This window comes from Pseudoclavibacter sp. JAI123 (genome assembly GCF_013409665.1).
Classification (GTDB): Bacteria; Actinomycetota; Actinomycetes; order Actinomycetales; family Microbacteriaceae; genus Pseudoclavibacter.
The window spans coordinates 1,225,348-1,237,837 of sequence record NZ_JACCCM010000001.1; the positions used below are offsets into that span (position 1 = coordinate 1,225,348).

Consider the following 12,490-nt stretch of genomic DNA (forward strand, 5'->3'; position numbering starts at 1 on the left):
CAACTGACATGCGAGCATCACGAGTCATCTCCGCCGTCGACTCCCACACCGAGGGGATGCCGACCAGGGTCGTCACGGGCGGTGTCGGGGTGATTCCCGGCACCACCATGAACGAGAAGCGCCTCTACGTGCAGGAGCACCGCGACGACCTGCGCACGTTCCTCATGCGCGAGCCGCGCGGGCACTCCGCCATGAGCGGGAGCATCCTGCAGCCGCCGACGCGGCCCGACGCCGACTTCGGGGTCCTCTACATCGAGGTCTCCGGTCTGCTGCCGATGTGCGGGCACGGCACGATCGGGACGGCGACGGTGCTGGTCGAGACGGGGATGGTCGAGGTGCAGGAGCCGGAGACGGTGATCCGGCTCGATACGCCAGCCGGTCTCGTGATCGCTCGTGTGGAAGTGAGCGAAGGACGCGCTGTTAGCGTTACCATCGAGAACGTGCCCAGCTTCTGCGAACGCCTCGACGCCGTCGTCCCGGTGCCGGAACTCGGCATCGACGCGCTGAGGTACTCGCTGGCATTCGGCGGGAACTACTACGCCATGGTCGACCTCGACGACGTCGACCTGCCGTTCGATCGACGCCGCAAGGATGACATCCTGCGCGCCGGCCTCGCCATCATGGACGCGATCAACGCCCACGACGCGCCGCAGCATCCGACTATCGAGGGCGTCGACCACGTGCACCACGTCGAGTTCATCGCGCCGGGCTCCGACGCAGCCCACTCGCGGCACGCCATGGCGATCTACCCCGGCTGGTTCGACCGCTCGCCGTGCGGCACCGGCACGTCCGCGCGCATGGCAGAGCTGCATGCCAGGGGCGAGCTGCCGCTGCACACCGACTTCGTCAACGAGTCGTTCATCGGCACGAGCTTCACCGGCCGACTCATCGACGAGGTGCAGGTCGGCGAACGCGCGGCCGTGATCCCCACCATCACGGGGCGCGCGTGGATCACCGGCATGGGCCAGTACCTGCTCGACCCGACAGACCCGTTCCCCGCGGGTTTCGAATTCTAGATTGGACTCATCGATGAGCACACCCACCCCGCACACCACAGACGCCGAGCTCGAGCAGATCCTCGCGGCGGCGGCCCTCGCCGCCCCGGTCTGGGCGGCGACGCCCCCGACCGAACGAGCGTCGGCGCTCATCGCGGTCGCGGACGCCCTCGATCAGGCGGCGGGGCAGCTCATCCCCATCGGCATGCGGGAGACGGGCCTCGCGCAGGCGAGGCTCACGGGCGAGCTGAAGCGCACCACTGTGCAGATCCGCCTCTTCGCGGACGTCATCCGTGACGGCGCCTACCTCGACGTGCGCCTCGACGAGGCCGACCCCGACTTCGTGCTCGGCCCACGGCCCGACGTGCGCCGGATGCTCGTGCCCGTCGGCGTCGCCGTCAACTTCTCCGCCTCCAACTTCCCCTTCGCCTTCTCGGTGGCGGGCGGTGACTCGGCCGCGGCGCTCGCGGCGGGCTGCGCGCTCATCGTCAAGGGCCACTCCGGCCACCCGGAGCTCTCGGTCGCGACGGCACGCGTCGTCGAGGACGCGCTCCGCGCAGCCGGAGCTCCTGATGGAGTCTTCGCGCTTGTGCTCGGCCAGCAGGCTGGCGTCACCGTGCTCGAGGATGACCGCGTCGACGTCGGCACCTTCACGGGGTCGATCCGCGTGGGCCGTCTGCTCGCCGACAAGGCCGCGGCGCGCCCCCGGCCCATCCAGTTCTACGGGGAGCTCGGCAGCGTCAACCCGGTCTTCGTGACCGCCGCCGCGCTCGCCGAGCGCGGCGAGGAGATCGCGGCAGGCTACGCCGCTTCCGTCGCCGGCTCCGCTGGCCAGCTGTGCACGAAGCCCGGCTTCCTCTGGGTGCCCACGACTGATGCCGCCGGCGAGCTCGAGCTGCGCGTCTCGCAGGCAGCCGAGCAGGCCGCCGAGCACCGCCTCCTCAACCCGAGCATCGGCCGGGCCTACCTCCAGCGCCGCGCCGACGTGCTCGCGGCCGACGGCGTGCGCGTCGTCGCCGAGGGCACCGTGCGCAGCGACGACGACGGCAACGTGTGGGCGACGCCGACCATCGTGGCCGTGCCCGCGAGCAAGCTCTCGGCGGGCGACGAGACGCTGCTCGACGAGGTCTTCGGTCCGTTCTCCGTCATCGTCGAGTACGACGACGAGGCCTCGCTCGCGCCCAGCCTCGACGAGCTGTACGTCGGCAACCTCACCGGAACGGTGCACGCTGCCGCGGGGGAGCAGTCGACGGCACTGTCATCGCTCGTCGCGGGGCTTGCCCGGAAGACGGGACGCGTCCTCTTCGGCGGGTGGCCCACCGGCGTCGCCGTGACGCCCGCCATGCAGCACGGCGGTCCCTACCCGGCGACCTCGAACGACACATCGACCTCGGTCGGTACCGCCTCCATCTCCCGCTTCCTGCGAGGCGTCGCCTACCAGGGCGCGCCACAGGACGCGCTGCCCGAGCCGCTGCAGGACGCCAACCCGTGGGGTGTGCCGCAGCAGCGTGCGTCAGTAGGACAGTCGGTCAGCTGGGGCTCTCGGGCCTGAGCTTCTCGCCGAGTCGCCGCAAGGGGTCGTCGTGGCGCGATGCCCACGACCCTCTGCGGCGACTCGCGTGCGCCTGCGCTGCGGGGGTTCAGGCAAGGGACAGTCCCGTTCCTGCGGCAACGCCGGCCGCCGCCGTGAGTGCGAATGCGGCGAGCACGATTCCGGCGAGCGCGGCATCGCGCGCATCCAGGGGCACGGGGCGCCAGACCGTGCGGGGCCCAGCTCCGAGCCCCCTCGACTCGAGGGCCTGCGCGATGCGCTCGCCCGAGCGGATCGAGACGACGAGGAGCGAGAAGGACGCCGAGCCGAATCCGGCCAGGCCCGTGCGCGGCATGCCATCCCTCCCGAGCGGCGCCCGCACGGCCTGCGCCGCACGGATGCTCTGCCACTCGCTCGGCAGCAGCTGCAGGAGGCGGAACCCGGCAAGGAGGGCGTAGGCGAAGCGCGGGCTGAGCCTCGCGTGCTGCGTGAGACTCGTCATGAGGTCGCGGGGCGGGGTGCTCGCGATGAAGGAGATCGACAGCATGCCGATGACGGTGGTGCGCAGGGCGAGCGCGACGCCGATGGCAAGTCCCTCGCTGGTCACGCGCACGGGCAGATCGGGGAAGACCTCCGTGCCTGGCCGGCTGAGCGCGTTGACGGTGAGGAGCCCCAGGCCGAAGGCGGCGAAGGGCAGGGACGCCGCCAGCAGCTTCGTGGGGGTCAGCCTCGTCGTCGTCAGCGCGGACACGATCGCCAGCGCCGTCAGCACACCGAGCGTCAGCGGGTTGAGCACGAAGAGCGTCGCGAGTGAGCAGACGAACAGCACCGCGAGCTTGACGGTCGGGTTGCGCCGCTCCAGATAGGGGGTCACGCCGCCACCCGCAGTCCTGCATCGTCGAGCTCGCGCAGGATGCCCCTTGACCGGTCGTCCGAGAAGCCCTCATCGAGGAGCCAGGCGAGCAGTGGTGTGCGCTCGAGGCCCGCCGCCTCCAGCAGCTCGGGGTCGCGCAGCAGCTCGAACGGCGTCGTATCGGCGAGGAGCTCGCCGTCGCCGAGCACAAGCACGCGATGGGCATGGGCGCACACGGCCCGCAGCTCGTGGCTCGAGAACAGCACGCCGCATCCGGACGCCGCCGTGTGCTCGAGCTCGCGCATGGACGTGATGCTCGCGCGCCGGTCGAGGCCGTATCCCGGCTCGTCGGCGAGGAGGAACGGCCGGTCGTGCGCGAGCATGGCGGCGATGCTGAGCCGCCGCTGCTGCCCGCCGGAGAGCCGGAAGGGGTTGTGGTCGAGGGAGCTCGCGAGATCGAAGCGCTCGACGAGCTCGGCGACGCGCTCCGCGTCGCCGGGCCCGAGCCCGTGCTCCATCTCCCGCCGAAGCGTCGACTGCGCGAACTGGTGCTCGGGGTTCTGGAAGATGAGGCCGGGGCGCGGGCCGTTGATGGTCCCGCCACCTGGGCGGGCGAGGCCGGCCATGGTGCGCAGCAGGCTCGACTTCCCGCACCCGTTGCGACCGAGGAGCGCCACGACCTCGCCCGCTCGAAGCTCGAAGCTCACGCCGCGGAGCACGGCGCCGGGCCCAGTTGAGGCTGCAGCAGCAGTGCGCTTCCGCCGCTTCCGCCTCGGCGCCCCTCCTGCGACGACGTCGAGCGACTCCACCTGCAAGGACGGACCGCGGGCCTCGCTCAGTCCTGGGGGCGGGCTGGTTCGGGGGGCAGCCCCTTCGCCGAGCGTCGCGACCGCTTCGGCGACGGCCGGGTTCGCGAGACCGCCGCTCAGCCCCGTCGTGGCGGCGAGTTCCGCTTCGAGTGGCAGCCAGCATCCGGCCGCCTGCAGTTCGACCGCGTTGTCGAGCAGGACCTGTTGGGTCGATCCATCGTGGGCGATGATGCCACCGCGGCCGACGACGATGGTGCGGCCGGGTAGGCCGGCAATGCCGCGCGCCCCCGCGTACTCGTCAAGGCGGTGCTCGACGAGCACGACCGTCGACGCGTGCGCTGACGCGGCGTCGATGGCTCGGCGGACGGATGCGATGCCCTCCGGGTCGAGCATGGAGGTGGGCTCGTCGAGCACGAGCACGCGCGGCTGGGTGACGATGGCCGCGGCGAGGGCCACCCGCTGCGTCTCCCCGCCGGAGAGCGTCGCGGAGCGTCGGTCGATCAGCGTCGAAACCCCGACGGTGTCGAGGGCGTTCGCCACGGCAGGACCGATCGACGGGGGAGGCCACGCGTGGTTCTCGAGCGGGAAGGCGACTTCGTCGGCCACGTCGGGGAGGCACACCGACGAGGCCGGGTTCTGCGCCACGACGGACAGGGTCCGCGAGATCGTCGGCACGTCGTGCTCCTGCGTGTCCATGCCGCAGACGCGCATGGTCCCGCTCACCTGCGCTGGCACGGCGTGGGGGATGACCCCGCTCAGCGCCTGCAGCAGCGTCGACTTCCCGGAACCGGACGGCCCGATGACGAGGACGTGCTCGCCCGGCTCGACCCGCAGGTCCACCGGCCCGAGCCCGTCGCCCGAGGAGTGGATCACCTCGAAGCCGTGTGCCTCGATGTCGAACTCCGGGCTCTCCGAGGGCGCAGTGTCAGGCCGCACGGCGCACGGCCAGGGGCTTCGTGTCCTGCACGATCGCGAAGTTGTCGAGCACGCCCGTGCGCACGAGTGAGTCGACGATGAGCTTCGCGAGGAGGCCGCCGAGGATGATGCCGGACGCGAGCTGGATGCCGAACCGGAGGAATAGGATCTCCTGCCCGTACCAGCCGGATCGGAACGCCGAGTAGAAGAACACGAGGCCAGCACCGAGCGCCCCGGAGATGGCGTACGGCAGCCAGCCGTACTTCTTGTACCGGCCGATCGCGAAGGGCAGCTCGCTGCCGACGCCCTGGATCGCGGCCGCGACGAACAGCAGAGGGCCGACCGCCGAGCCGAGGAAGACGACCTCGATGACCGAGGCGAGCACCTCGGCGATGACGCCGACGAACGGCCGCCGGATGATGGCGATCGCGATGGGCGCGACCAGCAGCCAGCCGCCGAAGAGGAAGTGCTGGGCGAGGTCGCCCGCCGGCCCCATGGCGATCGACAGCGCTGTCCAGGCCTGCACCAGCGCCCAGTAGAGGAATCCGAAGACCGTGCCGAGCACGACCATGAGCACGATGTCGCGCAGCTTGAGGCTCATGCCCGTGCTCCCGCTGCTGCGCCTGCCGCGTGGCTCGGGCTGTTGAGCGAGATCGTGAGGTGGCTCGTGACGTGCTGCACGTGCGCGCCGACCCCGGCCCAGGCCACGACGACGGTCTCGAGGACGCGGCCGAGGTCCCCGCTGAGCTTCGTGACGAAGTGCTCGGATGCAACGAACGTGCCGCTCGCCTTGGCCGTCTCGATGGCGGCGTAGATCTCCCGCATGTGGTCGGGCGTCCGCGCATCCGCCCCCGCGTCCTCGAGCGGGTACAGCGCCCATTCGGCGCTCGCGAAGCTCCCCGTGTGCCGCCCGCGCGGGGCGTCCACTCGCCGCGGCCCCGCGCCGCCTGGCAGCTCGCACACCGCCTCGCCGGGGCAGCCGCGAGAGAGCAGCACCTGGACGGAGGCGTGCAGTCCGGTCGCGGCGACGTGCTGCGTGAGGTCGGTGAGCCACCGCAGCAGCGCCTGCTCGTCGCCCCCGGCGTACGTGCTGACATCGCCCGTCTCGAGGATCAGCCCCGAGGAGTCCGCCGCGTCGACCGCGGCGAGGATCACCTCGACGTAGCGGTCTGACATGACCGAGAGCGTGACTCTCGCCCCCACCCCGAATGCGAGTGGGTCTCGAGTGATGGATTCCATGTGCGTGCCTTCCGTCGGAGCGTGACGGCACGGGTGAGTCGACTCCCTTCGCTGGCATTACCCAGATCAGGTTCAACGGTCGGAGTTCGAGTACTCCCTCTCAGCCCGACTCATCGGGCTCCCGTGCACGGCCACACTGTAGCCCCGACGGTGCGCGCTGCTAGCTCGAGGCGCTCGTGAAGACGACGTGATTGCCCTCGGGGTCGAGCACCTGGAGGATCTGGAAGTGAGTGGCGTCTTCGATCCCGCCGTGCTCGATCTTCGCGGCGTCGAGCCGCGCGGCCACACCCTCGAGGTCGTCGTCGTTGAACACCACGGTGGATTTTCCCGAGCGACTCGAGTCGGCCCACAGCTGGAGGCCGGCCTCGCTTGTGAAGTGCCACTCCAGGAGGCCGGGCATGGGATTCTCGTCGGGACCCCGCCCGAAGAGCCTGCCGTAATATTCCGTAGCCTGAGCCAGGTCCGACACGGTGATCTGCGCGAGCACTCCGTTGATAGCCATGCGTCCCAGCATGCGCGACAAGGGTGCGAGGACCCTCAACGAACATGTCCCCGCGTTTCGACGCGTAACGGGCCGCGACGGGCGCCGTGGACCGAACTCGGGGCGCGGCCTAGCGTCGCACCATGACGAACCCCAACCGAATCCACCTCGGCGTCGCACTCGATGGCGCCGGCATCCACCCGGCGGCCTGGCGGGAGCCGAGCGCTCGCCCAGACGAGCTCTTCACGCCCGAGTACTGGGTGGGGCTCGTGCAGCTCGCCGAGCAGGGCCTCCTCGACTTCGTCACCATCGAGGACTCGCTCGCGCTCCAGAGCAGCGAGTTCCTCCGCCGGGACAACCGGACAGACGAGGTCAGGGGTCGCCTGGACGCGCTCCTCATCGCCTCCCGCGTCTCGCCCGTCACGGAGCACATCGGCCTCATCCCGACCGTCACGACGACGCACACGGAGCCCTTCCACGTCTCGAAGGCCGTCGCAACCCTCGACTACACGAGCCTGGGCCGTGCGGGCTGGCAGGCCCGTGTCTCGCCCGGTGCGGAGCACGCGCACTTCGGTCGTCGGGATGCGCCGCTCGTCGGCGAGCTCTTCGCGGAGGCCAACGACTTCGTCGAGGTCGTGCGCAGGCTTTGGGACAGCTGGGAGGACGACGCCGAGATCCGCGACGCCTCCACCGATCGGTTCCTCGACGCGGCCAAGGTGCACCGCATCGAGTTCGAGGGCAAGTGGTTCAGCGTGCGCGGACCATCGATCACACCCCGGCCCCCGCAGGGGCAGCCGGTTGTCGCCGCGCTCGGTCACGCCGAGGTGCCGTACGAGTTCGCGGCAGCCAGCGCCGACCTGCTCTTCGTGACGCCGACCGACGTCACCTCGGCCGTGCGCATCCTGAGCGAGGTGCGGGCCGCAGAGAAGAAGGTCGAGCGGGACGGCGACCTGTCGGTGTTCGTCGACCTCGCCGTGTTCCTCGACGAGCCGGAGGAGACGGGGTCCGCCCGCCTCAACCGCCTCAACGCGAAGGGGCGCGCGCTCGGAGAGCCGCCGGCGGTCTTCGCGGGCTCGGCCGAGGAGCTCGTCGAGCACTTCGAGACGCTCGCCGGCCTCGGCTACGACGGCTTCCGCCTGCACCCCGGCGTCGTGACCGACGACCTGCCGCGCATCGTCGCGGACGTCGTCCCGCTCCTGCAGCGCAAGGGCCTCTTCCGGGAGCGCTACGAGGAGCGCTCCCTGCGCGGCCTCCTCGGCCTCGAGACCACCGTGCCCAACCGCTACGCCGCCGTTTAGACCCGAACCCGATCAGGAGATCACCATGACGAAGAAGCAGATCATCCTCGCGGCCTACGTCGGCGGGGTCAACGAGCACACGCTCTGGGAGCACCCAGAGGCGGGCAGCCAGATCGAGTTCTCCACGTTCAAGCACGTGGCGCAGAAGGCCGAGGCCGGGAAGTTCGACTACTTCTTTCTCGCCGAGGGCCTCGCGCTGCGCTCGCGGCTCGGCGAGATCTTCGACCACGACATCTCGGGGCGGCCGGACACCATCCCGGTCCTCGCCGCCATCGCCGCCGTGACCGAGCACATCGGCCTCGTCGGGACCATCAACGCCACCTTCAACGAGCCGTACGAGCTCGCTCGCCAGTTCGCGAGCCTCGACCACCTCTCCGGTGGACGTGCCGGCTGGAACGTCGTGACGTCGTTCGACGCGTTCACGGGCGCGAACTTCCGCCGCGGGGGCTTCCTGCCGCACGCGGAGCGCTACGAGCGGGCCGAGCAGACCGTCAGCACCGTCCGGGAGCTGTGGGACTCCTGGTCGGCGGATGCGATCGTCGCGGATAAGGAGACCGGGCAGTTCCTCAACTCCGCCGACGAGGGGCGATTCGACGTGGAGACGAGCCAGTTCGACATCAGCGGGCGCTTCACGGTTCCCCGCAGCCCGCAGGGGAGGCCGATCATCGTGCAGGCTGGCATCTCTCCGCAGGGCAGGGACTTCGCGGCAGCCAACGCCGACGTCATCTTCTCCCCGTACTCGCGCCTCGAGGAGGCACGCGACTTCTACGCCGACATCAAGGCTCGAGTCGAGGGCTTCGGCCGCAACCGTGACGACCTGAAGATCCTGCCGCAGTCGAGCTTCGTGCTCGGCGACACCCACCAGGAGGCGCAGGAGAAGGCTCGCTGGGTGACGGAGCAGCAGCTCAGCCCGCGCACCATTCAGGTCCGTCTCGAGCAGGTCTGGAACCGTGACTTCTCGGACATCGACTTCGATGGTCCCCTGCCCGACTTCGATCCGGATGGGGAGAGCGCGCCCATCATCGAGGGCCGCGCCTTCACCTACGGCGACCGGCTCGCCACGGTCCGCAGGTGGCGCGAGAAGGCGCAGGAGAACGGATGGAGCATCCGCGAGTTCGCCCGCAACGAGCTCGGCGGCGTGCGGTTCGTCGGCACCGCCGCCCAAGTGGCCGAGGAGATCGACGAGTTCGTGCAGAACGACGGCTCGGACGGGCTGGTCATCGGCTCGCACCTCACGCCTGGCGGCATCGACGACTTCGTCGACCACGTGGTGCCGATCCTGCAGGAGCGCGGCTCCCTGCGTGAGGAGTACGCGGGAACGACCCTGCGCGACAACCTCGGCATCCCCGTGCCGGAGCGGGGGACGCGGGCCCCGAGCGCGTTCGCGGTCTGACCCAGAAGAATCCCCAGCAACGAAGAGGTGGCCGCCGGAGATGAACTCCGGCGGCCACCTCTCCGCGCGCCGTGCCGTGCCGTGCCGTGAGTGGCTGGGCTCACACGTCCGGGTAGGTCTCCAGCAGCACGCGCCCCAGGTAGGCCGCGATGGCCCCTGGGCCCGAGCCGGTGGCCACGCGCTCCACATCGGCGTTGTAGTTGGTGTTCGTGTTGATGTCGTAGACCACCTGTCGGCCGTCCTCGGTCTCGATGAACTCGATGCCGGCGATCTCGAGGCCGATGTCCTTCGTGAACGCCACAAGGCGTTCGACGAGGTCATCGTGGCCGCCCTGGCGTAGCGAGAAGATCGACGTGCCTGGCTCGGGCGCCAGCTCGGCGCCCGGGGGAACGACCGGCCGGCCCGTGTCCGGGTCGATCGCGCACGCATCCGCTGGGCAGAGCTGGAAGCCGCCGTGGATGGTGTCGGCCGCGATCGAGTAGATGTGCTCGCCGCCGACGATCTCGACGCGGGTGATGAATCCGCCGGCGGGACGCAGGTACTCCTGCAGGAGCGTGATGCCGTCGAGCGGCTCCTCGAACTCGGGGGAGTCGAGGTAGGCCTCGAAGTCGGCGAAGTGGTCGAAGCGGCGGACGCCGAGGCCCTTGCCGCCCTGGTTGTGCTTCGTGATGAACGGGGTCGGGAATTCGCGCGCCGCATCCCGCAGCCCCTGCTTGCCGATGACGGCGAGGGTGCGCGGGGTGTCGATGCCGGCCTTGCGCAGCAGCGTCAGCTGGTCGACCTTGCTCACCTCGAGCTCGATGGCGCGGCGGCCGTTGACGGTTCGCCTGCCCGCGGCCTCCACCCAGTTGAGCACGGAGCGCGCGTAATCCTTCGACAGCGCGTGATCCCTGGTGTGCGACGAGGCGCTGATGCGTGACCAGAAGATGCCCTCCGGTGGGAGCGCGTCGAGGTCGAGGACGCCCTCGACGAGGCGCCATTCGACGACGGGAACGCCGGCGGCCTCGAAGGCGGCCTGGAACGGCGGCCACCACTCGGGGTTCTCGTGGAGCGCGTAGACGACGGGTGTTGCTGCGACGGGCTGCCAGGAAATGGACTGGGAGGAGATGGACTGGGAGGAGACCGGTGTGCTCAAGAGAAGAATCCTTCGACGTCGAGTGCGCCGCCCGCAGCGTCGAAGTCGGCGCGGGCCGCGGCACGGAGGTTGGGGTCGGCCAGGAAGTCGGCGGCGACGAGTGCGAGGCCGGCGCTTGCGTCCGCGATGGCGGTGCTCGCGGCGGTGCTCGTCGCGTATTCGGCGAACTCGCGCGTGTGGAGGCTGACGTCCGGTGGGCTGATCGCGATGACCGGGTGGATGCCGGGCACGCGCACGCTCACGTTGCCGAAGTCGGTGGATGCGGCGAGGTGCGAGGGCACGGACGCCTTGGTGAGCACGCGACGGCCCCTGGCCTCCTGGTGCACGGCCCAGCGTTCGGAGAGTGGCGTGTTGTACCGCAGTGGCATCGTGAACGGCAGCGGGTCCCACTCGACCTCGACCCCTGTGCCGGTGGCCAGGGCGATGCCGTTGGCGATGTCCTCGAGGCGGAGGCTGAGCTCCTTGAGCGTCTCCGCGGCGTTCGAGCGCACGTAGTACTCGAGTTCTGCGAACTCGGGGACCACGTTGGGGCGCTGTCCGCCGTTGACGATGACGCCGTGGATGCGGTCGCCCGGGTACAGGTGCTGCCGCAGGAGGCCAGTGGCCTGGTAGTTCAGGTTGGCGGCATCGAGCGCGTTGCGTCCCTGGAACGGGGACGCGGAGGCGTGGGCGGGGACCCCGTAGTAGCGGACGCGCAGGATGCGCCGCCCGATGAAGGGCTGGTCGGTGACGTCGTAGCCGAAGGGATGGATCATGATGGCGGCGTCGACGCCGTCGAACGCGCCCGCGCGGGCCATGATCTCCTTGCCGTTTCCGCCTTCCTCGGCGGGTGTCCCGTAGAGCAGGATCCGACCCGCCGGGAGCGAACGGGTTCGGCTCGCCTCGACAAGAGAGAGGAACGCGCCCACGGCGGAGGCGGCGATGATGTTGTGCCCGCAGCCGTGGCCCACTCCGGGGAGGGCGTCGTACTCGGCGAGGATCGCGACGGTCGGCGCATCCTGTGCCGCTTCGCCGACGACCAGCTCGGCGACCAGTGCCGTGTCGAGCCCGAAGGCGCCCACCTGAGCCGTGACGCCGCGCTCGGCGAGCAGCTCGGCGATATCGGCGACGCTCTGCGTCTCCTCGAATCCCTCCTCCGCGTACTCGAAGATGCGGTGGGAGAGCTCCACCAACTCGGGCTGCAGCGACTCGGAGGCGGAGCGGATCGCGGAGGTGTCGTCACCGGATGCGCCGTCGTGGGCTGAGGTGATACGCGGGGCGGCGGCGGCGGCGATGGCGGTCTCAGCAGCGACGAGGTCCAGGTAGGTGCTGCTCGGCGTCGTGGGGGACGCTCCGACGCTGATGCCGCGGGTGGCCCCGGGTCCTTGGGGTGCGCTGCTCGGGCCTGCTGCTTCGCTCACGTGGTGTGCTCCTTGCCGCCGGGGGCCCCGATCGGGCCGTCTGCATCCATCGTGCCTCGATTCTTCGGGGCGTGCCTGACCGTGTCTTGGTTGCCGTCGTGGGCCGTAACGTGAAGCTCGATTACAGTGTCAGCGTGATGTTCATCGTCGGTGCCGTGCTGCTCGGGCTCAGCCTCGCGCTCACGACCTGGGCGCACTTCCTGATCGGCAGGGCGGGCGCCGGCCGCAAGCTCCCGATCTTCAAGGACCCGCCCGGCACTCCGAAGCTCGCGAGCTGGCTGCGCATGGGCGGGGCACTGCTGGCCGTCGTCGCCGCGGGCCAGCTCTGGCACGTCATCGGGCTCGCCGCGCTGCTGCCTGTCGCGCTCGTGCTGTTCGTGCCTGGACTCATCGCGCACTCCCGACACGAACGCACGCTTCATTCGTAACGGCCGAGCTGCC

The 12,490-nt window shown here is 70.3% G+C and carries 12 protein-coding genes and 1 riboswitch; of the genes, 5 read left to right on the plus strand and 7 right to left on the minus strand.

Going from position 1 to position 12,490, the window contains the following annotated elements:
- Window positions 1-8: 8 nt before the first annotated feature.
- Together HDC34_RS05755 and HDC34_RS05760 are read left to right on the plus strand one after the other, a co-directional pair.
- Window positions 9-1,016, plus strand: coding sequence for a proline racemase family protein (locus tag HDC34_RS05755; RefSeq protein ID WP_179556218.1), 1,008 nt, complete (start codon window positions 9-11; stop codon window positions 1,014-1,016).
- A 13-nt stretch (window positions 1,017-1,029) separates the two neighbouring features.
- Window positions 1,030-2,547 carry an aldehyde dehydrogenase (NADP(+)) gene (locus HDC34_RS05760; protein ID WP_179556219.1) on the plus strand — a complete coding sequence of 506 codons (1,518 nt, stop codon included), beginning with the start codon at window positions 1,030-1,032 and terminating at the stop codon, window positions 2,545-2,547.
- Window positions 2,548-2,635: 88 nt separating this feature from the next.
- On the opposite strand, the gene HDC34_RS05765 is transcribed toward HDC34_RS05760, so the two are convergent.
- The 5 genes from HDC34_RS05765 to HDC34_RS05785 form a co-directional block, all read right to left on the minus strand.
- Window positions 2,636-3,400 carry an energy-coupling factor transporter transmembrane component T gene (locus tag HDC34_RS05765; RefSeq protein ID WP_179556220.1) on the minus strand — a complete coding sequence of 255 codons (765 nt, stop codon included), beginning with the start codon at window positions 3,398-3,400 and terminating at the stop codon, window positions 2,636-2,638.
- Entirely contained in the window at window positions 3,397-5,124 is a 1,728-nt protein-coding gene (locus tag HDC34_RS05770) for an ABC transporter ATP-binding protein (RefSeq protein WP_179556221.1), read from the minus strand. Before HDC34_RS05770 ends, HDC34_RS05765 begins: the two co-directional genes overlap by 4 nt.
- Window positions 5,114-5,704, minus strand: a complete 591-nt coding sequence (locus HDC34_RS05775) for an ECF transporter S component (protein WP_179556222.1) — start codon at window positions 5,702-5,704, stop codon at window positions 5,114-5,116. The genes HDC34_RS05770 and HDC34_RS05775 overlap by 11 nt, the downstream gene beginning before the upstream one ends.
- Complete coding sequence (locus HDC34_RS05780; protein ID WP_179556223.1) at window positions 5,701-6,342, minus strand: YkoF family thiamine/hydroxymethylpyrimidine-binding protein; 642 nt, start codon at window positions 6,340-6,342, stop codon at window positions 5,701-5,703. Before HDC34_RS05780 ends, HDC34_RS05775 begins: the two co-directional genes overlap by 4 nt.
- 27 nt (window positions 6,343-6,369) lie before the next feature.
- A riboswitch (TPP riboswitch) is annotated at window positions 6,370-6,477 on the minus strand.
- A 25-nt stretch (window positions 6,478-6,502) separates the two neighbouring features.
- Window positions 6,503-6,844, minus strand: a complete 342-nt coding sequence (locus HDC34_RS05785; protein WP_179556224.1) for a VOC family protein — start codon at window positions 6,842-6,844, stop codon at window positions 6,503-6,505.
- 122 nt (window positions 6,845-6,966) lie between these two features.
- Between HDC34_RS05785 and HDC34_RS05790 the strand changes: the two genes are divergently transcribed.
- Both HDC34_RS05790 and HDC34_RS05795 read left to right on the plus strand, forming a co-directional pair.
- Window positions 6,967-8,121, plus strand: coding sequence for an LLM class flavin-dependent oxidoreductase (locus HDC34_RS05790; protein ID WP_179556225.1), 1,155 nt, complete (start codon window positions 6,967-6,969; stop codon window positions 8,119-8,121).
- 25 nt (window positions 8,122-8,146) lie between these two features.
- Window positions 8,147-9,514: an NtaA/DmoA family FMN-dependent monooxygenase gene (locus HDC34_RS05795; protein WP_218854903.1), complete on the plus strand. Its 1,368-nt coding sequence runs from the start codon at window positions 8,147-8,149 to the stop codon at window positions 9,512-9,514.
- Window positions 9,515-9,614: 100 nt separating this feature from the next.
- Here HDC34_RS05795 and HDC34_RS05800 read toward each other — a convergent pair whose 3' ends face one another.
- Complete coding sequence (locus HDC34_RS05800; RefSeq protein ID WP_218854904.1) at window positions 9,615-10,649, minus strand: RimK family alpha-L-glutamate ligase; 1,035 nt, start codon at window positions 10,647-10,649, stop codon at window positions 9,615-9,617.
- Window positions 10,646-12,049 carry a M20 family metallopeptidase gene (locus HDC34_RS05805; RefSeq protein WP_308807275.1) on the minus strand — a complete coding sequence of 468 codons (1,404 nt, stop codon included), beginning with the start codon at window positions 12,047-12,049 and terminating at the stop codon, window positions 10,646-10,648. The genes HDC34_RS05800 and HDC34_RS05805 overlap by 4 nt, the downstream gene beginning before the upstream one ends.
- A gap of 134 nt (window positions 12,050-12,183) precedes the next feature.
- Between HDC34_RS05805 and HDC34_RS05810 the strand changes: the two genes are divergently transcribed.
- Window positions 12,184-12,477 carry a hypothetical protein gene (locus HDC34_RS05810; protein ID WP_146080829.1) on the plus strand — a complete coding sequence of 98 codons (294 nt, stop codon included), beginning with the start codon at window positions 12,184-12,186 and terminating at the stop codon, window positions 12,475-12,477.
- Window positions 12,478-12,490 lie beyond the last annotated feature (13 nt).